This is a genomic window from Candidatus Nanopelagicales bacterium (assembly GCA_037045355.1).
GTDB lineage: Bacteria > Actinomycetota > Actinomycetes > S36-B12.
The window spans coordinates 39,766-65,049 of record JBAOHO010000002.1 but is presented as its reverse complement, the minus strand read 5'-3'; the positions used below and the strand labels follow the sequence as shown (position 1 = coordinate 65,049).

The 25,284-nt window shown below is 67.0% G+C and carries 25 protein-coding genes and 2 pseudogenes; 16 read left to right on the top strand and 11 right to left on the bottom strand.

Annotation, left to right across the window (positions count from 1 at the left end; all coding sequences use genetic code 11):
• Positions 1-34: 34 nt before the first annotated feature.
• Positions 35-1,276 carry a right-handed parallel beta-helix repeat-containing protein gene (locus tag V9E98_00400; protein ID MEI2715457.1) on the bottom strand — a complete coding sequence of 414 codons (1,242 nt, stop codon included), beginning with the start codon at positions 1,274-1,276 and terminating at the stop codon, positions 35-37.
• Between the two features lie 365 nt (positions 1,277-1,641).
• Between V9E98_00400 and V9E98_00395 the strand changes: the two are divergent.
• The 9 genes and pseudogenes from V9E98_00395 to V9E98_00355 all read left to right on the top strand — a co-directional run bounded on the left by V9E98_00395 (position 1,642) and on the right by V9E98_00355 (position 8,802).
• Positions 1,642-1,950: pseudogene (locus V9E98_00395) on the top strand (XylR N-terminal domain-containing protein).
• Positions 1,951-2,056: 106 nt separating this feature from the next.
• A complete protein-coding gene (locus tag V9E98_00390; protein MEI2715456.1) occupies positions 2,057-3,487 on the top strand; it encodes an ATP-binding protein in 1,431 nt (476 codons plus the stop codon).
• Positions 3,488-3,594: 107 nt separating this feature from the next.
• A pseudogene (locus tag V9E98_00385) lies at positions 3,595-4,462 on the top strand (FIST N-terminal domain-containing protein).
• Positions 4,398-4,739, top strand: coding sequence for an FIST C-terminal domain-containing protein (locus V9E98_00380; GenBank protein MEI2715455.1), 342 nt, complete (start codon positions 4,398-4,400; stop codon positions 4,737-4,739). The pseudogene V9E98_00385 and the gene V9E98_00380 overlap by 65 nt, the downstream one beginning before the upstream one ends.
• Positions 4,736-5,008, top strand: a complete 273-nt coding sequence (locus V9E98_00375) for a hypothetical protein (GenBank protein MEI2715454.1) — start codon at positions 4,736-4,738, stop codon at positions 5,006-5,008. The genes V9E98_00380 and V9E98_00375 overlap by 4 nt, the downstream gene beginning before the upstream one ends.
• Before the next feature lie 22 nt (positions 5,009-5,030).
• Entirely contained in the window at positions 5,031-5,240 is a 210-nt protein-coding gene (locus V9E98_00370) for a hypothetical protein (GenBank protein MEI2715453.1), read from the top strand.
• 68 nt (positions 5,241-5,308) lie between these two features.
• The gene (locus tag V9E98_00365) at positions 5,309-6,709 is read left to right on the top strand and encodes a histidine kinase dimerization/phospho-acceptor domain-containing protein (protein ID MEI2715452.1); all 1,401 of its coding nucleotides are present in this window, start codon (positions 5,309-5,311) and stop codon (positions 6,707-6,709) included.
• A complete protein-coding gene (locus V9E98_00360; GenBank protein ID MEI2715451.1) occupies positions 6,681-8,207 on the top strand; it encodes a response regulator in 1,527 nt (508 codons plus the stop codon). Before V9E98_00365 ends, V9E98_00360 begins: the two co-directional genes overlap by 29 nt.
• A 193-nt stretch (positions 8,208-8,400) precedes the next feature.
• On the top strand, positions 8,401-8,802 hold the full coding sequence (locus V9E98_00355; protein ID MEI2715450.1) for a hypothetical protein: 402 nt from the start codon (positions 8,401-8,403) through the stop codon (positions 8,800-8,802).
• Between the two features lie 220 nt (positions 8,803-9,022).
• Here the strand turns inward: V9E98_00355 and V9E98_00350 are convergent, their stop codons facing one another.
• Both V9E98_00350 and V9E98_00345 read right to left on the bottom strand, forming a co-directional pair.
• Positions 9,023-9,736: a PIG-L deacetylase family protein gene (locus V9E98_00350; protein MEI2715449.1), complete on the bottom strand. Its 714-nt coding sequence runs from the start codon at positions 9,734-9,736 to the stop codon at positions 9,023-9,025.
• Between the two features lie 247 nt (positions 9,737-9,983).
• Positions 9,984-11,039: an alpha/beta fold hydrolase gene (locus V9E98_00345; protein MEI2715448.1), complete on the bottom strand. Its 1,056-nt coding sequence runs from the start codon at positions 11,037-11,039 to the stop codon at positions 9,984-9,986.
• 228 nt (positions 11,040-11,267) lie between these two features.
• Here V9E98_00345 and V9E98_00340 point away from each other — a divergent pair, with 228 nt between their 5' ends.
• Both V9E98_00340 and V9E98_00335 read left to right on the top strand, forming a co-directional pair.
• On the top strand, positions 11,268-12,122 hold the full coding sequence (locus V9E98_00340; GenBank protein MEI2715447.1) for a thioesterase family protein: 855 nt from the start codon (positions 11,268-11,270) through the stop codon (positions 12,120-12,122).
• Positions 12,123-12,336: 214 nt separating this feature from the next.
• A complete protein-coding gene (locus tag V9E98_00335; GenBank protein ID MEI2715446.1) occupies positions 12,337-13,632 on the top strand; it encodes a lamin tail domain-containing protein in 1,296 nt (431 codons plus the stop codon).
• Between the two features lie 219 nt (positions 13,633-13,851).
• On the opposite strand, the gene V9E98_00330 is transcribed toward V9E98_00335, so the two are convergent.
• Positions 13,852-14,499, bottom strand: a complete 648-nt coding sequence (locus V9E98_00330; protein MEI2715445.1) for a methyltransferase domain-containing protein — start codon at positions 14,497-14,499, stop codon at positions 13,852-13,854.
• Positions 14,500-14,565: 66 nt separating this feature from the next.
• Here V9E98_00330 and V9E98_00325 point away from each other — a divergent pair, with 66 nt between their 5' ends.
• Entirely contained in the window at positions 14,566-15,018 is a 453-nt protein-coding gene (locus tag V9E98_00325) for a response regulator (protein ID MEI2715444.1), read from the top strand.
• A 185-nt stretch (positions 15,019-15,203) separates the two neighbouring features.
• Here V9E98_00325 and V9E98_00320 read toward each other — a convergent pair whose 3' ends face one another.
• Complete coding sequence (locus tag V9E98_00320; protein ID MEI2715443.1) at positions 15,204-16,142, bottom strand: lamin tail domain-containing protein; 939 nt, start codon at positions 16,140-16,142, stop codon at positions 15,204-15,206.
• Here V9E98_00320 and V9E98_00315 point away from each other — a divergent pair.
• The gene (locus V9E98_00315; protein ID MEI2715442.1) at positions 16,126-16,410 is read left to right on the top strand and encodes a hypothetical protein; all 285 of its coding nucleotides are present in this window, start codon (positions 16,126-16,128) and stop codon (positions 16,408-16,410) included. The two genes, V9E98_00320 and V9E98_00315, sit on opposite strands and share 17 nt — an antisense overlap.
• Before the next feature lie 201 nt (positions 16,411-16,611).
• On the opposite strand, the gene V9E98_00310 is transcribed toward V9E98_00315, so the two are convergent.
• From V9E98_00310 to V9E98_00290, 5 genes are all read right to left on the bottom strand, one after another.
• Complete coding sequence (locus V9E98_00310) at positions 16,612-16,785, bottom strand: hypothetical protein (protein MEI2715441.1); 174 nt, start codon at positions 16,783-16,785, stop codon at positions 16,612-16,614.
• Entirely contained in the window at positions 16,746-17,318 is a 573-nt protein-coding gene (locus V9E98_00305) for an ABC transporter substrate-binding protein (protein MEI2715440.1), read from the bottom strand. The genes V9E98_00310 and V9E98_00305 overlap by 40 nt, the downstream gene beginning before the upstream one ends.
• Positions 17,315-17,677 (bottom strand): transporter substrate-binding protein, encoded by a 363-nt coding sequence (locus V9E98_00300; protein MEI2715439.1) that lies wholly within the window; start codon positions 17,675-17,677, stop codon positions 17,315-17,317. Before V9E98_00300 ends, V9E98_00305 begins: the two co-directional genes overlap by 4 nt.
• A gap of 497 nt (positions 17,678-18,174) precedes the next feature.
• Complete coding sequence (locus V9E98_00295; GenBank protein ID MEI2715438.1) at positions 18,175-18,789, bottom strand: hypothetical protein; 615 nt, start codon at positions 18,787-18,789, stop codon at positions 18,175-18,177.
• 97 nt (positions 18,790-18,886) lie between these two features.
• On the bottom strand, positions 18,887-19,567 hold the full coding sequence (locus V9E98_00290) for a hypothetical protein (GenBank protein ID MEI2715437.1): 681 nt from the start codon (positions 19,565-19,567) through the stop codon (positions 18,887-18,889).
• 1,697 nt (positions 19,568-21,264) lie between these two features.
• Between V9E98_00290 and V9E98_00285 the strand changes: the two genes are divergently transcribed.
• From V9E98_00285 to V9E98_00275, 3 genes are all read left to right on the top strand, one after another.
• Positions 21,265-22,035: a hypothetical protein gene (locus V9E98_00285; GenBank protein MEI2715436.1), complete on the top strand. Its 771-nt coding sequence runs from the start codon at positions 21,265-21,267 to the stop codon at positions 22,033-22,035.
• A gap of 208 nt (positions 22,036-22,243) precedes the next feature.
• The gene (locus tag V9E98_00280) at positions 22,244-23,194 is read left to right on the top strand and encodes a metallophosphoesterase (protein MEI2715435.1); all 951 of its coding nucleotides are present in this window, start codon (positions 22,244-22,246) and stop codon (positions 23,192-23,194) included.
• Entirely contained in the window at positions 23,154-23,690 is a 537-nt protein-coding gene (locus V9E98_00275) for a hypothetical protein (protein ID MEI2715434.1), read from the top strand. The genes V9E98_00280 and V9E98_00275 overlap by 41 nt, the downstream gene beginning before the upstream one ends.
• Before the next feature lie 494 nt (positions 23,691-24,184).
• Here V9E98_00275 and V9E98_00270 read toward each other — a convergent pair whose 3' ends face one another.
• Positions 24,185-24,892: a hypothetical protein gene (locus V9E98_00270; GenBank protein ID MEI2715433.1), complete on the bottom strand. Its 708-nt coding sequence runs from the start codon at positions 24,890-24,892 to the stop codon at positions 24,185-24,187.
• Positions 24,893-25,284: the final 392 nt, after the last annotated feature.

The window sequence follows — 25,284 nt, the reverse complement described above, 5'->3', positions numbered from 1 at the left end:
GGGTGCGTGGCCCGAACCGACTGAGGTCGTTCACCTACCGGTTGCTGATCCCCGCGAGAAGGCCCTGGCCCTTGTTGTCGGCCAGGGTCACCGTTCCCAGGGGTACGCGAGCGCGTTCCGCTCCCACGTAGATGCCGTATTCCGTGTTGGAGGAAGGGCGGGAGTCGACGACGCGGTTGTCACTGAGTTCGGCCGATCCGCCCGTGACCGCGATTCCGTTGCTGGGCACTGTTCCGCATCCCGTTCCCCAGGACTGCGTGCCGCGTGCGAACGGGTTGAGAACGGAGTTACCGGCGACGGTGTCCGACCGGACCCCCGCCCCCACAGTGCAGTGCAGGATCGCGACGCCGCTGACCCCGCTGTCGATGATCTCGTTGTCGAGGATCGAGTTCCCACCGCCCGCGACCCTTCTCACGCCCTCGTCCTCGTACTTGAGGGCGATCCCGTGTGAAGGAGCGCTGATCACGGTGTTGGCCTCCACCCTGACGTCGGTGGGATTGACCGTCTCGCCTGTTCCTCGATAGTCCCCGTTGCCCTGAACGGTGATCGACGACTCGGTCAGGTGGTTGCCGGTCACGACCGCGGTGCGGGGACCCTCGAGGAAGATGCTGTGTTCACGTCCGGGGGTTCCGACCGCGACGTTGTCCGAAATGGTGACGGTGCGGGGGGCGACCAGATCCACGGCGTTGCCCCGAGTGGTGGTTTCGAACCGATTCCCGCTGATCGTCACTCGGCTGGACCGACCGCCGCCGATGTTGTCGTGGCCGCCGGACATTCCGAAGCCCGCGTCGAAGACGTTCTGAAGCACCCGCACGTCAGACACCCGGTAGACCCAGATCCTGAAGTAGCTCATGTTGCTCGCGCGGATGCCCTTGATCGTCCAGGAGGTCCCGGCCTTGACGCCCCCGCCGGTGTTGTTCGGAATGCCCCGCGACCGGGAGCCGTCCAGGGAGATGTTGCGCACCGTCACGTTCGTCGCGCCAGGGGTGGCAGGGGTGATCATGAACGAGTACCCGAACTCCGATGCCGCCCCTCGCGCGATGCGCAGGACAGTCCCGTTGGGGTGGCCTTCGATCGTCACCCCCCGCGGGACGGCCAGAGGGCGCTGCAATGTCGTCACACCGGCAGGCAGGGTCACGGTGTCACCGGGGCGCGCGCGGGTGACCTCCTGGTGGATGTCGCGCGGTGTTGCGGCGCTGGGCATCGGTGCCGCGCTCGCGGTGTCGGGCATCGCCACGACGGCCAGCGCCAGCGCCCCGGTGGCCAGCAGACTCACCTGCCGAAATCGGGGCGCGCGAACACGGATTCCGTCACCCATATCCATGTGCATCGGTCGCAGACCCCTCCACCTTGAGCAACTCCCGAGGGCTTGAGCAACTCCCCGAGGGCTTGAGCAACTCCCCGCGGGCCGATCGGAGTAACCGCCCCCAGGGTAAGCCCGGGGAAAGGCGGCCATTGAGGAACCGGTTCCGCGCGAATCAGTCATCGGCGAGTGTCAGGCTGGTGGAGTCGCTGCAGCCGGGGGTGCGTCGGTAGCCTCACCCCTACCGACCAGAGGGCAAGTACCGACCAGTGGGCAAGTACCGACCAGAGGGCGAGCCCGCCGCGAATGAGAAGTGACCATCGGGCGAGATTGGGATCATGAAGGCCGAAGACATCGACTTGAGCGCGATGCTCGACTTCCAGCCCGGTGACGGGCGACTGCTGCTCAACCAGCAGCGGATGTTGCTCTTCTCGCAGACGGCGCTGGGCCGGCTGGATGAACTTCTCGTCGAGCACCTGGGCCAGCAGTTCGCGCGGGCCGTGTTCAGCCAGTTCGGTTACCGCTGCGGCTTGGACGACTACCAGGTGATCGGCGAATCCGGGGTGTGGGAGTCCGAACAGGACCGCATCTCATCGGGGCCCGTGATGCACATGTGGGAAGGGATCGTCCACGTCGAACCCACCGAGTTGCGGTTCGATCGGGCAACCGGTCGAGTTCCAGATGGCGGGGCTCTGGCGCAACTCCTTCGAAGCCGAGAACCACTTGCGGATGTTCGGTCCCAGCACGCAACCGGTGTGCTCGTCGCTGACGGGCTACGCCTCCGGCTGGGCGACGGCATTCTTCGGCAGCCCGTTGCTCGCCATCGAGACGGCGTGTATCGCGCAAGGCGACCCGACGTGCGCGTTCGAGATCCGACCCACACAGAGTTGGGATGAGCGCGCCGACCCCTGGCGCTCGGCGCTGGACGCCACGTCGGACTCCATCGCATCGGCGCTGGAGCAGCGCGTGGCGGAGCGCACCCGGGCACTCGAGGCCGCGAACCGGGATCTGGAGCAGGCGCGAGCGGCGGCGGAGGACGCCAACCGGGCCAAGAGCCAGTTCTTGGCCAACATCAGCCACGAACTGCGCACCCCCATGAATGGGGTCCTCGGAATGGCTGAACTGTTGAAGGCAACGCTGCTGGACTCCCGCCAACGTGAACTCGTCGACCTGATCGTGGAGTCGGGCAACCTGCAGGTGGCGATCATCACCGATCTGCTGGACTACACCCAGTTGGAAGCCGGTACCGATGAGGTGCGCCTGGCGCCGTTCACGCCCGCGCAGACCCTGACCAAGGTGGTCACCAGGTACGCGGCCGTCGCGCGGAGCAAGGGCGTCGAACTCGTTCCCGTGATCGACGACTCCTGTTCCGGACTGTTCGTGTCGGATGCCGACAAAGTCGGTCGGATCATCGCCGGATTGGTCGGCAACGCCGTCAAGTTCACCCCGAGGGGGGGCCGCGTGGTGGCCAGTGCGGCCGTGGCCGAGGGCGACATCGTGATCACGGTCGCGGACACCGGCATCGGTGTCCCCCAGGAGCAGTCGGAAGCGATCTTCGCGCCGTTCGTCCAAGCAGATGCATCGGCGACGAGGGCCCACGGAGGTACCGGGCTCGGCCTCACGATCGCCCGGGACCTCGCGCAACTGCTCGGGGGATCGCTGTCCCTACTGGAGTCACCAGGGGCCCTGTTGGAGTCACCCGAGGCGGGTGCCACCTTCGAGTTCCGGTTCCCGGCCCGTCCCGCCGAGCAGGAGTCGGCCGCGGCTGTGGCGCCGGGAGGAGCGGGGGCCCGGGTCCTGGTCGCCGAGGACAACCAGGTCAACGCCCGGGTCATCCAGGCTCTGCTCGAGTCGTTGGAGTGTGAGGTGACGGTGGTGTCCAACGGCGCCGACGCCGTGGCCCGGTCCGCGGAGGCGTTCGACCTGATCCTGTTGGACCTGCACATGCCGGAACTCGACGGCGTCAATGCAGTCGGCCACATCAAGCCGCAGCAACAGGCCGGTGAGTCTCCCGCCCTGATCGTGGCCGTCACGGCGGATGCTCGAGACGAGATACGTCGGGCGTGCTTCGACGCCGGATTCGATGCTTTCGTGGCCAAACCGGTCAGCCGCGAGGACCTCGCCGAGTTGGTCTCCCGAGTTCGTCTGCCCGGCGCCGAGCATCGGGGTGCACCCGGTGCCTAGTCTGGGCCCGACGGGAGCAAAGGGGCATCGGCATCGGCATGCCGTGCGGATGCGTCGACCGGCCCTGATGCTTCGCGGGACACTAGGCTGACCGTCGGAGGTAGCGCATGCACGTCTCGGCTCACCGGTGGCGACAAGGAGCCTGGGATGTTGCGCCCGACGGCGCCGTGTCCGGTCCCCGCACGCTGGTTCTGATCTTCGCGGCCAGCGGGTTCTGGGAGAACCGTTCCGTTCTCGACGAAATCCGCTCCACCTTCGCGGACTCCGTCGTGCTGGGATGCTCCACAGCGGGCGAGATCACTGGGCCCGACCATCGAAGACGACACCGTCACGGTGGCGGTGGCACAGTTCGACGACACCGACCTGCGGCCAGCGAGCGCCGTCATGCCGGGCATCGCCGACTCCTTCGAAGCCGGTGCATCCATCGCTCGGCAACTGCGCGGCGACGATCTGCGCGCTGTTCTGCTCCTGTCGACCGGTCTCGACGTCAACGGCAGCGAGTTGGTCCGCGGCATCAACTCCGGGCTACCCGCCGAGGTGCTGGTCGCCGGTGGCCTGGCCGGGGATGGCCCGCATTTCCGGCAGACGTGGGCGTTGGATCACGATGGCCCCGGGGAGCGGCTCGTCGCCGCGGTCGGTTTCTACGGAACCCGGGTTCGGGTCGGGCACGGCGCCCGCGGCGGTTGGAGCATCTTCGGTCCCGAGCGGCGGGTGACGCGCTCCGAAGGATCGACGCTGTACGAACTCGACGGTGCTCCCGCCTTGGCGCTGTACAAGGACTACCTCGGCGAGCTGGCGTCCGGCTTGCCGGCGACCGCCCTGCGCTTCCCCCTCGCATTGCGGGAGTCGGCGGACTCGGACAAGCACCTGGTGCGCACGATCCTCGCGGTCGACGAGGAGCGAGCAATCCATGACCTTCGCCGGCGACCTGCCGCAGGGGTGGATGGCGCAGTTGATGCGGGCGAACTTCGATGAGTTGGTGGCCGGTGCGGAGGATGCCGCCGAGGTCGCCGGTGCGGACGTGACGCGCGACGGGCTGGCCATCGCGATCTCCTGTGTCGGGCGCCGTCTGATGCTCGGCGAGGCAGCCGAAGAGGAAGTCGAGGCGACCCTGGAGCGGCTGCCCGAAGGGTCCACCCAGGTGGGCTTCTACTCCTACGGCGAACTCGCCCCGTTCGCTTCCGGGGCGTGCGACCTGCACAACCAGACCATGACGCTGCTGGTCATCGGTGAGGATTCTCGCGACGCATGAACGAATCCGAGTTGAACCCCACCCTGCGCCGCCAGTTGCGGCGTGTGGGGTTGTCGGCCGACTCGGCACCGGGATCGGTGGAGGCGTGGCAGTCGTTCCTGACACGGGTGGATCAGGCCTACACCCAGCACCGCGAGGGCGACTACCTGCTGCAGCGTTCCCTGGACAAGTTGTCCCACGAGATGCGTGGCCTGTACGACGATCTGAATCGTGCCGCTGAGTCCCGAGTGGCGATGGAGCGGGATCGGCTGCAAGGCCATCATCACTGAGCCTGACCAGCGGGCTACGCCAATGTCGACACGCGACGGCTGCCTGCAGACGGTCAACCCGGCCGGGCAACGGATCATCGGCCCGTGGACCGTCGGGCAGCCGTTGCTCGACATGCTGCGCCTCAGTGAGGAGGCCGCGGCTGAGTTCCCGGGCCGCGGCGAGATGTGCCGGCACCTGATGACCGGGGCCGTCCCTGCGCGACGACAACGCCACCATCGTGCGAGCCGATGACGTCGAAGTCCCCGTGTCCGTGCAGTTGTTCCCCATCACGATCGCGGGCGAGGTGGGCGGGTATCGGGATGATCCTGCAGGACCTCAGCGAGATCGTGCAGTCCGATCACACCCAGCGGCGGCTCGCCCGGGCCGTGGACGCCTCCGCTGACGCGATCTACACCACTGATGCCGACGGGATCATCGAGTACGTCAATACGGCCTTCACGGTCATTACCGGGTTCACGGCCGAGGAAGCCGTCGGCGCCAACCCCAGGATCCTGCAGAGCGGGCTGACCCCGGCCAGCTACTACGAAGCGATGTGGAAGGTGTTGAAGGCGGGGCAGGTGTGGCACGGGCGCCTGCGCAACCGCCGTAAGCGCGCCCCGGACTCGCCGGACGACGGCGTTTACTGGGTGCAGTCGACGATCTCGCCCTACCACGCAGCGACCGGTGACCTCCTCGGTTACGTGGCCGTGCAGCGGGACATCACGGTGGAGGTGATCGCTCAACAGCGACGGGCGGCGGAGTCCTTCGCGGCGTCGTTGCGGGCCGAGGTCGGCCAGTCACTGCAGCGTGACAAGCCACTGCGCGAACGGCTCGACGACGTGTTGCAGGTACTCGAACGCAGTTTCTCGGAAGCCACCCATGCGCAGTTCGCCACTGCCCTGCATCTATACGCCAGCGACGTCTGCGAGCAGCCCGTTGTCGCCCACGGCACCACTGCCATGCCGGTGGGATGGGACGACGTCGTCCAATGGCCCGCGCTGGGCGCGCAGGACGCGAAGACGGTGGGCTTCGAGGACGAGGCCACGCGGGAGCGCCTGGGAGGCTGGGTCATCGCGATGATCCCGGTCATTCATGCCCAGCGCGTCATCGGATGCCTGGTCATGGCGTCAGCCGAACCGCGTGATGTGCCGGAGTCCGTGCGTGAGTCAGCGCTGCTCATCGGCGAGATGATCGGGCTGGCGGTCGCGGATTCCGCGGCTCTGCGGCAAGCGCAGATCGCCCGCGAGGCCGCGATCGAAGCGACCGGAGCCAAGTCGAAGTTCCTCGCCAACATGAGCCACGAGATCCGCACGCCGATGAACGGCGTGCTGGGAATGCTGGACATGCTCCGACACACCGAGCTCACCCCCAAGCAGCAGGACTACGTGTCGATCGCCTTCTCCTCGTCGGAGAGTCTGCTGACTGTCATCAACGACATCTTGGACTTCTCCAAGATCGAGGCCGGCCGAGTCACGCTGGAGAACCTCCCCTTCGATTTGCGCGCCACCGTCGAGGACGTCGCCACGCTCTTCAGCGCCGCCGCCTCGGACAAGGGCGTCGAGGTTGTGTGTTTCGTCCCCCCGGACGTTCCTACCGGCGTGCGCGGCGACCCCACGAGACTCCGCCAGATTCTGTCGAACGTGATCGGCAACGCGGTCAAGTTCACCGGAGTCCGGCCAGGTGGTCATCCGGGTGTCGAATCTGACGGAGTCTTCAGATGAGCCCGACCCGAACCAGGAAGTGGCGCTGCGTATCGAGGTCAGCGACACGGGAATCGGAATGAGCCCCGAGGCCGTCCAGCGGCTGTTCGAACCCTTCGCGCAGGCGGACAGCAGCATGACCCGGCGCTTCGGGGGGACGGGTTTGGGATTGGCCATCGCGCGCCAACTCGTCGAGCTCATGGGGGGCCGGTTCACCGTCGAGAGTGTCGAGGGCGAGGGCACCACGTTCGGGTTCGATCTAACGCTTCCGCGCCAGCCCGAAGCCGAGGACCACTTGCGCAGCGTGGAGGCGCTGGCGGGCACCCGCGCGCTGGTGGTCGACGACCTGGAGATCAACCGGCTTGTCCTCGAGCATTACCTGAGCGACTGGGATCTGCGGCTGGCCACCGCCCGGGACGGGCTCGAGGCCTGGCAGATGATGCAGGCGGCGCATTCCGCGGGAAGGCCGTTCGAGATCGTGCTGCTGGACATGCAGATGCCGCGCATGGACGGCGCGACGCTCACTGCCAAGATCCGGGCCGACTCCCGCTTCGCCGGCGTGAAGTTGGTGTGCGTCAGTTCCGTCGGGCTCCCCGAGGGGCGGATCGCCGACTGGGGGTTCGATCTGGCCATGACCAAGCCGGTGCGGCAGTCCGTGGTTCATGATGTGCTCATGCAGTTGGCTGGACAAAGTGACGCGGAGACCCCCAAGCCTCGCCGCGAGGTGGGGGGCGACTCAGACGCTTCCGGCATGCGGGTGCTGCTCGCCGAGGACAACGCCGTCAATCGCAACGTTGCCGTCGGGATGCTCGAACTGCTGGGCGTGTCCGTCGAGGTGGTTCCCGATGGCCAGCAGGCGCTGGACGAACTGGACCGAGCCAAGTTCGACCTCGTCCTGATGGACTGTCAGATGCCGGTACTCGACGGGTTCGAGGCCACGCGGCGCATCAGGTCGGGATCCGGACCCAACTCCGATGTGACGATCGTCGCGATGACCGCCAACGCCATGGCAGGAGATCGCGAACGCTGCATCGAAGTGGGGATGGACGACTACATCTCCAAGCCGTTCACGCTGGACCAACTCGGCGAGGTGTTCGCCAGATGGACGGCCCCGAGCCCGGCGCCGACACCTGCGGTCATCGCGGACAACTCCGACGATGGAGCGGCCGGAGCGGTCAATACGGCCACTCTGGACGACTTGCGCTCGATCATGGGCGAGGAGTTCGACGAGTTGCTGACTGTGTTCGAGGCCGAGTCGGGGGAGTTGGTCGCCAAGCTGGAGGCGGCGGTCGCGGCGGACGATCCCGACGCGGTGAAGCGGGCGGCGCATTCGCTGAAGTCCAGTGCGGCGGTGTTCGGAGCCCTGGAACTGTCGGCCCTGGCGGCCGAGATGGAAGCCTCCCACCAACAGGCCGGAAGTCTCGGCGACATCGTGGCTCAGTTGCGTCGCTCGTTCACGGGGTCGCTGGCCAACATCCAAGCCCAGGTCGCCACCGGCCCCCCGGCTACCCCGGTCTGATCGACGTCGCTTGTCCTTGACGCGCACCACGGGGGTGGCGCTGACTATCGTGGACGCCATCACGAGCGGAGGCGCCATGCGTAAGTCCTGGGTCGTAGTTCCGATGGCGATGGTGCTGGCCGCTTGCGGCGGGAGCGGAGGCGGGGGCGGGGAAACCAGCCCGAGCCCGTCGGCGTCGCCCACACCGACCACGATGGCGACGACGCGTCCGGCCAAGGCGATCTCCTACACATCGGGAACGGCCGAGGTGACCGTTGACGGAGCCACGCAGACGGTGTTCAGCGCCCCGCTCGACCCCAGCGAGAGTTCCACGTTCGCCCCTGACGACGGTTTCGACGTGTGGTGGCGTACTGGCGACCAAGCGCTCAACGTCTCCGGTGACCTCAAGTCCGGGGAGGTCGACGCGTTCATCAGAGTCGAGACCGCACCCGGCAACGCGAACGCCTATGTCGACTCCTGGCACACGATCTGCGACATCACCATCACGGAGTTCACGGACACCGCGCTGTCCGGCAGTTACTCGTGTCCTGACCTCCCGAGTTTCGACGGCAAGACAAAGATCGACACCACCGGAACCTTCAGCGCCACCGGGTGACCGTCACTGGATGTGGCAGCCTCCTGCAACGACGTGGAGGGCCTCGCCGTGTCCTGCGGGAACCGGGCGATCTGCCGCGCTGATTTCCTCGCGGTGAGCGCTCTTCGCGCTCATCATCCGATGCTTGTCGCCCGGCTGGCATCTCGCTGATTCCGAACGCACAACGCATGTGCCAGGACTCCCAGGCGTGGTGATCACCCCCAGCGTCTCCGAACACGACCTAACCGAACACCTCCACGGCCACCGCAGCGCCGACTCCGGCTCGCGCACCGGCCTGTTCACAAAACGCGCGCACGAACTCCGGGTCGGCCATCGGGTGATCCCCCAGGCCCTCCAGGTAGGCGGCGTGTTCCTTCAGTGATGCGACCGCGACGTCGAGGTAGCCGGTGACGTCGATCGCGTGAGTCGCCTGTGGCGACCCGGCCACCAGACAGTGACTCACGGAGTGGGCGGGCAGCTCCAGGTCGGTGAAGATCCAGCGGTTGCCGGCGTCGGCGGCTGCGTCCAGGGCAGCTTGTCCGACATTGCGGTGATCGGCGCTGTTCCGGCTGCCGGGGAACCCCCACGAGTCGCGGTGGTTGAACAGCATCAACGTGTCGGGTCGGTGGCGGCGGATCGCGGCGGCGAGTTCCCGCCGCAGTGGTACTCCGTACTCGATCAGACCGTCCGGGTGATCGAGGAACTCCACGTCGCTGACCCCGACCACGGCAGCACTGGCGATCTGCTCGGCAGTGCGGACCCGGGCGGATTCGGCGGGCTCCATGGAGTCGATGCCGGCCTCGCCCCGGCTGACCAGCAGGTAGGAGACGTCGTGGCCTTGCTCGGTCCACTTCGCGATCGCGGCCGCGGCGCCGTACTCGAGGTCGTCCGGGTGCGCGACGATCGCGAGTACCGAGCCGGGGTCGGCAGTGAACAGTTCCAAGGTGTCGCTCATTCGTCGACGGTAGTCCGCCAAGCCAAGATTCGCAGGGTCGAGGTCCGCGGCTATCCCGGCCCGCTGATCGGTCTGGTGACGCCCGCCCGGTCAGTCGCTCGGGCCGGCCAGGGCGTCCACCTTCCCTCCTCCGCCGTTGAGTCGGCTCCGTGGACGCGATCCGTCAAGCCGGCTCTGCTTGTGCGACCAGTCCAGCCGGCTCCGCACCAGCGAGCCATCCACCTGGCTCCGCCTCACTACCCAGTGCTCAGAGTTGGCGGGTCGGTACCTGCGCGGTCAGGAACTGGGTGGCCTGCCCGACGTACCAGGGCAGCGGGTTGCCGAGTTCGTGGAACCCCACGTGGCCCCCCCGCGCGGTGATCGCGCGTCGCACCGGGCCCGACACCGCGAGGGCGTGCCAGTCGATCGCTTCGTAGGGCGACGCCGGGATCATCGGGTCATCCACGGAGTGGATCACCAGCGTCGGAACGGTGATGGTTCCGAGGAACTGGTTGCATGAGTTGACCTCGTAGTACTCCGCCGAGTCACGCCATCCATTGCGCGGCGCCGTGAGCACATCGTCGAACTCGGGCAGGCTCCGGGCGCGCTCGATGCCCCGCCGTTCCTGCTCGGTGACCCGGGGTCGACCACCCGGTGCGGACCGCAGCGAATCACGCCGCAGGGCCGACAGGATGTACTTCTCGTACAGGCCGAACGTGGCATTGCTCAGGAACCCGGCTCCCACCGTCAGATCCAGCGGCGCGGACACGGCCACCCCCGCGAACACCGGCAGGCCGTCCAGCGGCTCTCCGAGGAGCTTCAGCGCGGCGGCGCCCCCCAGCGAGAACCCCATCACCGCGAGCGTGGGAGCCAGGGGCTCGTTGTCGCGGGCTTCGGGCACGTCGGCCAGGTGGCGCAGTACGGCACGGACGTCCTCGGTCTTTCCGGCGTGGTACATGTGCGCGCTCGTTCCGCCGGACTGCCCGGCGCTGCGCAGGTCGACACGGGCAACGTTGAAGCCTGCGGCCAACAATCCCAGCGCGCTCGCCCGCACATAGTCAGACTCCGCGGACCCACCCAGACCGTGGATCAACACCACCAGACCTCGGCGCCGGTCGCCGTCGGGCACCTGCCGCGCTCGGTGCAACTGGACGATCAACTGATCACCCGTGCCGTCATCCAGGTCCACGAGCGTGGCGCGTTGGCTGCCGTACCGGTGCAGTTCGTAGCGCCGCCGGACCACCTTGCTGCGCACCGTCTGCAGGTGCCCCGAGCCCCACCCGACCGGAGTGCGGAAGTCGGCGTTCACCACGGGATCTGGCACGACGACAGGTTGCCACACGCCCCCAGCTCCGCCCGCGCCCACGCCCCAGTTCCCTGACCCGACCCGCGCCCCGCGCCCCAGCTCCCTCCGAGTCGCCTCAGAACCGCGCCCCAGCTTCCCAACGACGTGACCCCGCCAGATGCGGCGACATCACGGCACGGGTTGGCGGGATCGCAGCATTCTGTCGGCGAACTCAGCCGACCCCCGAGGAGCACTACCGTTCAACCCATGACTGACGCCTTCTTCCTCCCGGTTGGCCCGGCCTTCCCCCCGGTTGGCCCGGCCTTCCTCCCGGTTGGTCCGGCCTTCCACCCGGTTGGCCCGGCGCGTTTCGAGCCCACGGAGCACGTGGTGGGACCGTGGAGTCCGGACTTCATGCACGGTGGTCCACCGAGCGCGCTACTCGCCCACGAGATCGCCGCACAAACCGCTGGGCAATCCGTCCCGACGGACGCGCTGATGACGCGCCTGACGGTGGAGTTCCTCAAGCCGGTTCCCATCGGGGAGGTGACCGTCGATGTGTCGCTCAGCCGTCCGGGGCGCCGAGTGGCGATGGCCGACGCCGAACTCGCGGTCGACGGCGAGACGGTTCTGATCGCCAGGGCGTGGCTGAGCCGGCTCGAGCCCACACCGGTGCCGGACACGGAAACCGAGCCGCCACCGCCCCCGGCCGAGTTCCGGACCTTCGACTCCGCCGGGTGGAATCCCGGCTACCTGCAGGCCATCGAGTGGGCGTGGGTGGAGGGCGCCTTCGAGACGCCTGGCCCGGCGACCGCGTGGACGCGCAGCCGATTGCCGCTGGTTGCCGATCGGGAGTTGGCTCCGCTGGAGCGTGTGTTGCTCGTCGCGGACTCCGGCAGTGGGCTCTCGGCCGTGGCCAATCCCCGGGACCTGATCTTCGTCAACACCGAGCTCACCGTCCACCTCACCCGCGCGCCTGTGGGCACTGACGTGTGGATGCGGTCGCAGTCGTTCCTCGATCCGCAGGGCGTGGGTCTGGCGACCACCGTCCTGGGTGACGCCGACGGCCGCATCGGAGTGGGCAACCAGTCGCTGTTCGTGGCTGCCACGCCCGGTCCCTGACCCGCGGATGCCGCGATCGCGCCACATGCGGCGACAGGGCGGCACCGGATGGCCGGATCACGCCAATCCATCCGCGAACTCGGCTGACACGGCTCGGGTCAACGCTCCGGACGCTCGCAGGCGTCAACGCCCAAGCCGGTGTTACGTTCGAAGGAGTAGGTGTCCCGGACGGATGGGGGCTGGCGTGTTCCGAGGGTTCGGGTCCGCTGGCGCCGTGGCTGCGCTGCTCGCGGCGGCGATCGCTCTTCCTGCTGCCAGTGCCGCGGATGGGCAGCAGGCGCGGCAGGCAAGTGCCGATCCGGTGGTGCCGGACGGGCGACCCGTCCAGAGCGAGTCGGCCAAAGTGCTCGACATCATCGACGGCGACACCATCGTGGCTCGGATCCAGGGAGACACCCGCAAGAAACGCATCATCCGCACCGCGGGAATGCAGACCATGGAGGACGGCGAATGCGGATTCCATGAGGCGTCCGACCTCATGACCCGCTTGGTCGACCGCCGTCCGATCGTCCTGAAGTCGCTCGACCGGATCGCGCGCGTCAACCCCAACAGCGGATACCGACGACTGCTGCGCAACGTGTTCCTGACGAGCGGCGTGGACGTCCAGGCCGAGATCCTGAAGTCCGGACTGGCGCTGCCCTACTCGCTCAGCCGGGAGATCATCAACGAGGACCTCTACTCGGCGCTGGCGCAGACGGCGGCCGCGTCTGGCCAGGGCTTGTTCAGCGGGACTTTCTGTGCCCCTGGCCCGAGTCAGGAGTCGCCGCTGCAGTTGATGATCAACTACAACGGCAGCGGAGCGGAGTGGGCGGCGCCCGGCAACAAGTTCATCCGGATCCGCAACCTCAGCGACTTGGCGGTTCCGGTCGGTGGGTGGCGGCTGCGGGCTGCCGCTCACGACAGTTACCACTTCCCGGCCGCTGCGGTTGTCCCGGCGCAAGGCGAAGTGATCGTCCGCCTCGGCGCCGGCATCGATACCCCCACGGAGTTCCACTGGCCGGGGAACAAGGTGCGGTTCCCGATCCCCGGCAAGTCCAAGTACGCGGGCGGTGGGGGGTACCTGTTCGACCCTGACGGTGACATTCGCGCGTGGAGCATCTATCCGTGTCGAGTCGCGTGCACCCATCCCGGCATGGGCAACGAGAACTGGACGATCGATGTCGTGTGGAACCCGCCGGGCCGCCCCGACGATCCGAATGAGGAGACCGTCACCTTCAGCAACGTCAGCGGAGCGCGGGTCGACTTGTCGTACGTGGTCGCGGAGATTCAGGACCACGTCTACGAGTTCCCGAACGGGACCTTCGTCGATCCTGGTGAGTCGCTCGTGCTGCGGATGGGCGTGGGTGTCTCCGATCGGTTGACGCACCATCTGATGGCACCGGACCCGGTGCTCACCCGACCCGGGGGCGCGAAGCACCCCATCCGGCTGCGCACCCACACCGGTGTCCTGATCGCCTGCCAGGAGTACGGGGCGGTCCCGCGCTGTCAGGTCGGCACCGCGCAGCCGTAGCCCGTGCCCGTGCCGGCCGAGCCCGACGTGCCCGATCCGCCAGCGCCCGGTCCCAGCCTCGCAGCGCCGTAGCCCGGGCGTGCCCGTAGCCCGGTGCCGGCCGAGTTCGCCGACGGATTGCCGCGATCCCGCCATACCCGTCCCTGATGTCGCCAAATGTGGCGACATCTCGGCACCGAATCCGGGGAGAGTGCCGAGTAGCCGCAGCAACTCAGGAACTCAGCGCCGGGCAGTGACCCACAGGAACGTCTCGCCACCGATCAGACGGTCCCGAGCCTCGATGACGGTCAGGTCAGCGGCAGTCAGTTGTTGCATCAACTCGGCCGGTGTGGTGTGGCTGTAGAACAGATCGCGACCCATGAAGGAGATCGTCCCCTCGAAGCGATCGCGCCCGGTGTAGGAGCGGGTCGCGTAGGTGAACATGACCAGGCCACCGGGCCGCAGCCACTGCCGGATTCGCGCGAACAGCGCGGGGTGATCGCAGCGCGGCACGTGGAACAGGCTGTAGACGGCAGTGACTGCATCCAGAGATTCACCAGGGAGACGCACGTCCCGCATGTCGGCGTGGATCGCGGTCATGCCCGGTGCGTACTGAGCGGCGAGAGCGAGCATCTTGTCGCTGATGTCGACCCCGGTGACGCGCCAGCCGTGGGCCAGGAAACTCGCCGCCACGGGTTCGCCCGCCCCGCATCCGAGATCCAGGAGGTCGCCCGTCGCCGGCAGTAGGCGGCGCAGATCGTCGAGGACTTCGCTGATGTCGAACTCGTCGCGGTGGTCGGCGTAGGTGCTGGCGAAGTCGTCGTAGATGCCGGCCAGGTCGCCAGCGACCGGCGACGCAGCCGTCTCCGGCTCGCCAGGTCCATCCATCGGCGCGCTCCCGGGCTCCGCGATAACCCACGGACATGGGTGTCGATCCGCGTCTAGGATGCCGTCATGAGCCGGGGGAAGAGAATCCTGATCGCAGATGACCAGCCGTCTGTGCGGGAGTTGCTGCGCGACATGCTCGAGGTCGAGGGCTTCGAGGTTCTCGAGTCCGAGGACGGACCGACGACGTTGGCTGCGGTGTCGGGGTCTCAACCGGATCTGATCATCCTCGATCACATGATGCCGGGCATCACGGGTCTGGACGTGCTGCGTCAGTTGCGGGGCGAGGGGTCGGGGGTTCCGATCATCGTCCTGACCGCGTACGCGGACGATGAGACGACGTGGCAGGGCTGGGCGGCGGGTGCGTCGTTCTTCATGGAGAAGCCGTTCGACCCGGAGGACATGCTCGTGTGGGTGAACCGACTACTGAGCGATCCGCAGCCGGATCAGGCGCCGAACTACGACCTGGACTCCCACCATTCGTTGGGAGATGCGGAACGGGAATCCCCGGGCGACGCGTGACAACCGTCCGTTCGCCGAGCGAGCGGAACCCTCGGGACTCCCGGGCGAGGCGTAGCCGCCCCAGCGCAGAGCAAGCGTAGTCGTTGGTGGTCGCCGGGACCTGTGAGAAGACGCTTGGCCCAGCGCGGGGGCCGCAGAACGAAGCGATCCGCAGCACGGCCGCGAACTGCCGTGGCGGATTCGGCTCACCAATCGTGGGTGGCGATCACCTTGCCGTCGTTGCCGCGCAGCAGCACCGAGTCGGAGTCGTCGGACAAGGTGGGCCGGTCGCGGTTGAGCGTGTAGTCGCCGCCGTGGGGTTGGACCCAGATCGTCAGTGACTGCCCCGGCTGTAGGACGTTGCCGCGCGGGATCTCGAAGACCGACGACCCGGCTTCGACGACGAGGAACGATGCGTCCACCGGTTCGGCGGAGGTGTTGGTGATCAGGATGCGTTCGGACATCGGGCCTTCGGGCGGGTGGTAGATCGCCTGGATTCCGAGCTTGCCGATCACTGGGTCGCTGGTGCAGTTGATGATGCACGGCCAGATCGACCAGAAGCGGTAGTTGCGGGACGGGTCCTGCAGGTACACGGCACCGACCTTGTTCAGGGACGTGCGGGGGTCGGGAAGATCGATCTTGAAGCCCCAGAACATGTGCTGGTCGCCGTCGGCGACGTACGGGGCACCGCTGCCGTTGTGCAGCACGAGCGATTGACCGGTCTGAAGGGTGATCGAACCGATCGTGTAGTACTTGCGATTGCCGAGCCGCAGCCGCCAGTTCCGCAGGTAGAGAGGCGGTCCGTCGTTGACGATGCGCACGTACTTGCCGCCGATGTTCTGGGTGTCCAAGCGGTCGGCGTTGTAGTTGACGAAGATGCGCAGCGCGGCGGGCGGCGCGGGTCCGCACAAGGTGCTGCTCCAGATACGCAGCCGCTTGCTCGCGGTCAACTGGGCGGCGTTGGCGTAGGACACCTCGCGGGCGCGCTCGGTCATGGTCGTGTTGAACACCGCGTACCCCTGCTGCAGCATCTGCATGGACAGGTCCCGGCCGCCCTGATTGACGTAGCGAAGCGGGCGCTTCATGCCGTTGCCGACGGAGAAGGACTTGCGGTTCTCGGCCGAGAGCGTGACCTTGCGCTTCATGTCGATGAGCCGCTCCAGCGCTGCTGGTGGCCTCGTCGTAGTAGCAGTCGCCGGTGGACTTGTCGGGGGCGTCGATGCCGATCATCCGGATCGGTACGTCCCGGCCGACCACGTAGAAGGAGTCGCCGTCGGCAACCTTCGCGACCTTGGTCTGTTCGGTGAACGCCATGGGCGCGACGACGGACCGGGACTGGTCAGTGTCCGCTGCGACGCCCGAACATGCCGCCAGCAGGACACTCAGTCCGGCGGCGCCGGTGATCAACAGTGACGGCACAGCACGCATGTCGCGCATCTCCTTGCGCTTCACGTCCAGTGTCCCACTGGAAGGGGCGGCGGCGAGTCTCGGCCGTCGAGGTCGGCCCCGGGTTTCACCCGATCACCGGGCGTTTTCGAGGAGCAGCTCTGTTCGTCGTGACCGCCGGATCCCGAGCGCCTCAGGGTTACAGGTCACGGCCTCCCCTGCGCCGTGCTACCGCGGACCGTGCCCCCGGCATTGGTCGGCCGGCGCGACCGGACCGATGTAGTCGGTCATCGTCAGTTCCCCGTCCTGGACCTGGGCGATGACCATGTTCAGGATCATGTGGTGGTCCTCGGCGCGCAGCGTCACGGGGCCGTTGCCGATGACGAGCGTCTGGTCGCCCATGGCGTCGATGACCTGCTTCCCGGTCGTCCGTGCCGGCCTTCTCGATGGCTGTCGTGCAGGAACATCAGCAGGCCGTAGTGCGACTCGGCGAAGTAGCTGACGACGGTGTCGGGTCCGAACATCGCCTTCTGTCGTTCGACGAACGAGATGGTCTCGGGGCGGTTCAGGTTGGCCAGGAACGGGGCGCCGGTCATGATGCCCTCGCATTCCTGGGGGGTCAGGCCCTGCATGTAGTTCTCGTTGAAGGCCATCACCGTCAACGTGGGACGTTGCTTCCATTGCCGGGCTGCGAACTGCCGGATGAAGGCCTGTCCGTTGGTGCCGAGCAGCATCATGACGACGTTGTCGGCGCCGGAGTCGGCGATGCGTTGCAGGTTCTTGTCGAACTCGCCGACGTCCGGGGGCAGGTACTCCTCGCTGACGACGGTCCCGCCGCGGGCGGAGACCTCCGCGCGGAAGGATGCCCCGATCGATGTGGGCCACACGTAGTCCGCGCCGATGATGGCGAAGGAGTTGCCGCCGTCGGCCATCAGGTGCGGTACCGAGCGGCTTGACGTAGTGGTCGGGGATCGGGGAGTAGCAGAACAGGTACCGGGAACAGGCGCCCGCCTTCGTAGTCGGTCGCGTACAGCAGTGGGGTGCGATGCTGCGTGCAGATCGCGAGCATCGCGTTGCGGTCGGCGCTGCTGGTGGGTCCCATGACGGCGAGGACGCGGTCCTCGGTGATGACCTTCTCGGTCAGTTGTCTCGGCGAGCGCCGGTGTCGGTCTGTTGGTCCTCGACGACCAGCTCGATCGGGCGTCCGCCGAGCACTCCCACCGGCGGCGTTGATCTCGGCCGACGGCCATCCGGGCGCCTTGCAGGCCCTGGCTGCCGAACAGTTGCTCGGCACCGGACAGGGGAAGTACCACGCCGATCTTGACCGGGGTGTCGCTCACGTCCAGGACTCCTTCGCTCGGGTTCCGAGGCATATGACACCACGGATCCGGCGATGGGAGGCGGGCCGAGTCCGCAGGCGTGGCGGGGGAGGTCGGGGTCGCTCGGTGCCGAGCGCGCGGCGGCCTGGCCGACTCGAGTCGACGGCGAGTGCGTCACCCGGCCCTCGCAGTCCAGTCAGTTCGAGCCGTAGTGAGTGTTCGGCCAGGGGCGGCGTCAGTCCGCTGGTGCCAGGATCTGCCAGGCGTAGCGGCCGTCGAGCAGCCCAGCGCCCATCCGTTCAGCGCCCGTTCGTCGTCGGTGAGACTCGGGTCGGTGGCGCCCCGGCGCAGCTCCCGGATCTGCTGCCACTCCTCGGCGGTGAACGGGGTCGCCGGCGGCGATGACCCGCCAGCCGTCGCGGGGCAGGGGTGTCCGGATCCTCAGATCTCGCGGATCTGAATCGGTGTCCGGTCAGCGGGATCGGATTCGATCAGGGACTGCAGGTGCGCCGGCCAGTCGCCAGGTGTGGTGGCGCTGACGGGGACTCCTCGGCGCTGCAACGATGCGACGAGCGCCGGCAGGACCTCGAAGGATGTCGACGTCTGAGGTGGACGCCGGGGTCGGCCAGTCCCTGCGGTGACTGATTGCGGCGGTTGCCGGATCCCGCGTGATCGCAGTGTTGTGGTCCAGCGGGGGTGGGTTGGTCACCAGCGTCACGGCGACGCCCAGCGGCGGGCAGGACCAGCAACAGCGGGGACAGCCAGCAGGAGGAGTCGTTCCGCGCCGGCGGCGGCGACACAGGATCCACAGCGACAGGGCCACCACGACCATCACCATGCCGGGAATCCAGGCGCCGAGGTAGGTGAACGGATCGAGGAAGCGGGAGACGCTCAGCCCAGCAACTGCCAGTGCTGCCACCCGCCAGTGCCAGGAACCGGAGCTGGGTCGGATCCCGCTTGACCAGCAGCGACCGCGAGTGCCAGCCGTCGGCAGGATCAGCAGCCAGGGCGGGGCCAACTCCGTCGGGCAGGAATCCGAGTCGTCGGGATTCCACCAGTACGGCGGGACGGCGAAGGCGTCGATCAAGCACGGTGGCTCGCTTGCCGAAGCCCGAGGCCGGGACCTCCGGCGCATGCTGCCGCCAGGATCTGGCCGAGGTTCCCGCTGCCCGCGACCTGGTCGATCAGCGGTGGGAGCCACAGGACGACGGCGACGACGACACCCGCCAGCCACCACCGCCAAGGGATCGGATCGCGTTGGCCGACGGGCCAGGCCGCCAGGAGCACGCCGGCGAGGCACAACGCCAGCACGACGGGTGCTGTCGACACGTGTGCCTGCACCAGCAGCGAGCCGATCGGGAACAGCAGGAGGGCGCCCGAGTCGGCCCCGGATGGAGGCGTTCCACGCCACCACCAGCGCCGTGCCGCCGAACAGCAGCCCGACCAAGGGGTTCCAGGGCAGTAAGCGCCTCCGAGGTCCGGTCCCCGGCCCAGACGATCAGCAGGGCGCCGACTACCAGAACCGCAGCTGCCAACGACCGGAACCGGGCCGCGAACCAGGCGATCACCAGAGCGGACAGGTGCAGCAGCAGCATGCCGAACAGCAGGCCCACCGAGGCGCCGCCGAACAACCGCCACGGCCCCCACAGCAGGTAGTACAGCAGCGGCCCGGGATGGCTCCAGCCGTACCGGGAGTAGGCGCCGACCAGTGGCCATTCGCCGGGCATCCGCATGAGTTCGATCTCGAAGAAGGCGAGGTCCGACGACGACAGCCAGCCGCGGTCGCGCCACAGCACGTAGCCTGCCGCGACCCCGACGATGGCGAGCGCCGCCACGAACGACCAGGTCGCGATCCGAGGCGTCACGTTAGCGACGATGCGACTGCTCTCCTGCGTTGGCTCTCGGGGCATGGCTCCATTCATTCTTGGTTCCGAGGTCAGGAACCCCTAATGGCCCGGGATTCGGCCGCTTACCCGCAGCGAACTCGGCGATGGTTGATTTGGCTGAATGCTTGGTTCACGTAGGTGGTCTCAGGAGTGAACTGCACACCCTGTGCTAGCCAACCCGTCAACGTCGGCCTGTCCGTCCATGTGTAGATGAACTGTCTCCGGAACCCTAGACACGCAGCATCCTTCACGGACTGCCTCCACACACGGGCTGTTTGGGGGCTGTCTGGAAATCCCGGGAGATCAGGCAGAGATCCTCGGAGATTCCATTCGGTATCCATGAACTTGATGCTTCTGTTCCCCGTGGCTTGGATGACCAGCCTGCGGAAAGAACGCAGGGCCAGTAATCGTGCTCTGGCCGCTTCCTGCACGCTCGCGCCACCCCCATATCCGCTGTAGGTCGCCGCAGCGACCGGAAGATCCTCTCCCCTCTTGGCCGCTCTCTCTGCAAGGAGGCGCCAGTAGACGCGCGTGTATTCGGCAAGCGTGAGGTTCCTTCCTCGGTACCAGCCGCCCGACAGACCCTGACTAGAAGCCAAGGTGAACGAAGGCGCCAACACCCTCTTCCGCCCGAGGACTTCGGCGGCGGCAAACGTCAGGTCCACCAAGTCTCTCGGGGATCCTCGGTAGAAAACATGTAGGTTGCCTTCATTCCAGACTTGGAATCGCCACAACTCGTCACCAAAAGCACGCTTCAGGGTTTTGACCCACTCTTTGTAGGCCGCAACGGTGGGTGTCGCGGCGGTTCCGACTCCCATCGCATCTTGCGTCCCCGACGGACCCGACATCGGACCCTCCGTGTACTTCCAGTGTTCGGGCCCTGATCCGCACCCCACGAACAAGCCGTTGGGCCCCTCCAATTGTTTCGAGACCGCCGAGTGCAACTCACTGAATGTGCTCGTCATCAAAGGACTGCAGTTGAGACGACTTACTAGTCCGGGCGTGCGATCGAGGTAGGGCCAGGCATCCGAAGTTTGAAAGTTGTGGACACCCAAGTGCACGCGAGGATTGCGGTTTGTCTCAGGGCTGGCCGCCGCTGGCGAGGGTGCACCGAGCACTGCAAACGAACAAGCAATGGCAGCCAGAGTTCGGGTAACAATACGCAGGGCGTGAAGGTGACCGCGTGAGCCCCAAAGTCCGACCCGTGGGCGCGTCGGGGGGAGCCCCAGCGGAGGGCTGGCAGTCAGACCCGAAACACGGCCAATCGCCGCTGACGGAAATGTCCCCAAGGCTCCCCCTCCTTGTGATGCACCCGAGAACTGCTTCGGATGTCCCGGAGTCATCCGCTTGTGTCTCATCCGGTGGGGACGAGACGTTTGCGGGTAGCGTAGTGGATTGTTGGTTGGGATGATGGGGCTGACGTGCTGGGCGCATTCGAAGTCAACCCGTTCCCGGAAGTCGCGGATCATGGGCTATGGCGATTGTCGGCGACGCATCCCACTAATCCCGTCTACGCCCGTACGGGGAGTCGGGGTGTTCGAACGTCGGCTCCACCCATGAGGCTACGCCAGCCGCGCGCTTTCACCCGGAATTCGCGCACAAACTGGTCGGCCTTGTGGCAGAGTGTCGGCGACGGGGGTCGATTCGAAGCTCCCGCACCTAAAGAGGGAGACAAGATGTCGAAGATGCGTATGCGCGCCTTCTCTGCGGCGACCGCTGTCATGGTCGCTGGCGGCGCGAGTTTGACCGGACCCATGATCACTCAGGCATCTGCCGAGAACGTGGTCAAGGTCTGCGTCAACAAGAAGTCCGGTGACATGAAGATCCGCGACGGGAACAAGTGCGCCAAGGGCTGGAAGAAGATGGAGTGGAACAAGAAGGGACCCAAGGGAAACAGCGGTTCGAATGGCGCCCCTGGAGCCCCTGGAGCCCCCGGAGCCCCCGGTTCGACAGGTCCTGCCGGACCGCAGTTGTCGGTCAAGGACAAGAACGGCAATTCCATCGGTTCGTTCATGGGCTACAGCTGGTTCGGCCCTGAACCGATGGTCCAGGTCCTGAATGGTGGCGGTATCTACACCTACGACAACACCGGCGTTCTGCAGAACAGCAACTGGGATGTGGCCTTCCTCAATATCCAGTGCTCCGGAACCCCGTACTACTGGGTGAATTCGGTGCAGCGGGCCAATCAGTTGGCCGGCACTGCTGGTGGCACCGGCCGAGCCGTAACTCGCTCGACCCAAACGCCAACTGGAGAACCCGCATTGGGGGCCGCGACCGCCTATCAGTTGACCGGGCAGGTCCTTCCAGGCGGCGGTATCAATCTCTACTACCGGGGCAGCGATGGCTCCTGCTATCAGGGCGGTCAGACCGATCCGTCCGATGCCTTGGTCGCCTTTGAGGTGATCCAAGCTCCGAATGATGTCACCGGGCCGCTGACGGTCGGCTGAGCCTCATTAGAGGATCGTTCGCGGAGGGGGCCGGAGTCATTCCGGCCCCCTCTCGGCGTCCGGACCGGATCACCATTTAGGTCCTTTGAGGTGGACTGCCGTCCGGTACCGGTGAGCGGTCCACGGGGGCTTCAGATTCGAGACACGGCCTAGCATCGAATCATGATCGTACAAGTCGGCGACGCTGCTCGCATCCCTCGCAGTGATCGTGACTGTGCATGCGGCGCCCGGGCATGCGGAACCGCTCGGCGCTGGTGCTGCCGCGCGCCAGGGGCAACTGCCGTCGGGAGTCATCGCGGCGTACTCCCTGATCGCGCCGAGGTCCGCCGCGGCTTCGCGACTGGTGGCGCGGGCGGTGGTGGCGCGCGGTGACTCGTGCCCCAAGGTGAACGTGACCGACACGAGGGGCCGTAGGAGCCGCCTGAAGATGGACGTGCGGCGACCGCCAGGCACGGCAGCCAGCGCTTTCGCGTCGGTGACGGTGTGTTCGAAGGGTCTACCGAGGGGTTTGACCAGCGCGCAGATGCGCGGGCATCAGATTCCAGCGGCGATGCCGAAGCAGGTGGATTCCATCGCGATGGTCAGCGACACCGGGTGCCGCATCAGGGGATCGACGATCCAGGACTGTGCGGATCCCGATGCGTGGCCGGCCGCCAAGATCTCGCGGCGGATCGCCCAGCAGCATCCCGATGTCGTGCTGAACGTGGGCGACTACTTCTATCGCGAGGAGGCGTGCCCGGCCGACAAGCAGGCGCTGTGCGGGGGGAGTCCACCGCCGGTGACGGGGATGCCGTTCACGGACAGCGACTACGGGTGGCTGGCCGATGTGCTGCTGCCCATGAACCCGGTGTTGTCGGTGGCGCCGGTCGTGATGCTGCGCGGTAACCATGAGACGTGTGACCGGGGCGGCAACGGGTTCTTCCTGTTCCTCGACCCGCGGCCCGGCACCGCGGGACTGTGCGCGCCGGTGCAGACCGCTGGGGGCCTGGTCGCACCTCAACCGGCCACGACGGCCACGTGGGCAACGACGCTCAAGGTCGATGACGACCGGAAGTTGCGGCTGGCGTCTGGTCGACTCCGCCTATGGTTCCGACACCGGTGTCACGGACTGGGCGACGATGCAGCGCCCGACCTACGTCAATGCGGAGGCGCTGACTGAACCGCGGGCGGGCCAGGAGTCGTGGCTGATGACGCATCGGCCGATCTTCAGCATCGTCACGACGCAGTTCGCTCCGACGGACAACCCGCTGTGGACGCCGTGGTCATCGCTGGACCAGACCGACGCTGCGCAGGGGTTGTTGGACAACTACGGCATGATCCTGTCGAGCCACAATCACATCGCGCAGTTCGTGCAGATCCCCGAGCAGCCGCCGAGCCTGGTGCTCGGCAACGGGGGGACACTGCTGGACCCTACGACCGGGTACGCGATTCCGCCCTTCGGCCCGCTCGCCAACCCCGACGGCACACCGATCCAGCCGGGGATCACGCCGTACCCGACCGCCACGAAGCTGTGGACTGATGTTCGGTTCGGCTTCGCGATGGCCACACCGGGAACGAAGGCCGGCCGCTGGACGATCGAACATCTGGATCCGGCGGGCGAGCAGTTCGCCGAGTGCACGTTGAAGGGCCGCGCCATGGACTGCGAGTCCGACTGACATGAGCGCGCTGGTGGAGATCGCGCAGGGGGCCGATATCGCAGCTGCCCACGCGCTGCAGACACGGATCATGCGGCCGAACGGCCCGCTGCCGACGGATCGCGAACCGCCGCCCGACTGGCTGCAGCTGGTGGCGCGAGTCGATGCCGGCGACGGCGCCATCGTCGGAGCCGCCCGGTTCGGCCGGTCGCCGTGGCCGCGACCCGACTTAGCCGAGCCCCCCAGGCCTGCCTGGCAGTTGCGCAGCGTGGCGGTCCTGCCCGAGACACCGCGGCTTGGGCGTCGGGGCCGCGCTGGTGAGCGAGGCGCAGGCCGTCGCGGCCGCCAACGACGCGGCGACGCTGTGGGCGGAGGCACGAGTCGCGGCTCTGTCGCTGTACCAACGCCTCGGTTGGCACACAGTCGGAGCCGAGTGGGACAAGCAGGGAGTCGGGTCCGCATCGGTTCGTGTGGATCGCACTGTGAGGGCGGTTCCCCAGCGCAGCCGTCGTGGGTTACCCAGAGCTCCTCGTGGGGCACGAGATGGTCTGCCCATTGATCCGCCGAAACTGCGCATTGACATGCCGACTTTCGGGCGATAACTGGATCTGCGCAGATTCCCATCCCGATTGGATAGAGCGGTCAGTCCATAGATAGGGGAACTGCCACTCGTAACCGAGGCACGCGGCATCGATGACCGATTGCGACCACACTCGAGCCGTCTCGGCGCTGTCAGGAAACCCGCCCGGGACGTACGCGGTATTGGAGGAGTCCTGATTGCGAAGGTTCCATTCGGTATCCCAGAGCGGGAGGTCGCGGTCACCCAGTGCGCGGTAGACAGTCCTGCGGAAGTTCAACAGGCCCTCAAGTCGTTCCCGAGCTGCGGCTTCAATAGTGACGCCGTGACCGTACCCGTTGTATGTCGCAGCGGAGACAGGGATTCGCTGTCCCCGCTGCCTCGCCCGCGAGGCGAGGAGCTGCCAGTAGACCGTGGGAAACTCCGCCCGAGTCAACTGGCGTCCGTCGTGCCAGCCACCCGACATGGTGTCGGTCGTGATCAACGCGAAGGAGGGAGCGACTACCCTGTCTCGCCCGAGAACCCGGGCCGCCGCGAATGTGAGGTCGACCAAGTCCCCTGGTGATCCTCGATAGAACTGGCTCAGATTGGCTTCATTCCAGACTTGGAGACGCCACATCTTGTCCCCGAGAGTCCGCTCAAGCATCGTGAGCCACCGCGTGTACCGACCGACCGTAGGTGTTGCGGCTGAACCGGGCCCGGCCGCATCCTCAGGTCCCGCTGGACCTGACATAGGACCGGATCCGTACTTCCGGTCACCTGGCCCCGATCCGCAGCCCACCAACACGGCCTGGGGACCTTCCATCTGACGATGCGCTGCTGCTCTGACCGCCCGAGGCGTTGCGGTCATCACCGGATCGCAGTTGAGGCGAGACACTAGTTGCGGCGCGACATGAAGGAAGTTCCAGGCGTCGGTTGACTGGAAGTTGTGGATTCCCAGGGACACTTGCGCCGTCGCCGATTCGCCTTCCCTCGCCTGCGCGGGGGCTGACATTGCGATCATGGTGACCAGTACCGCGATGGTCGCGAAGATGGGCG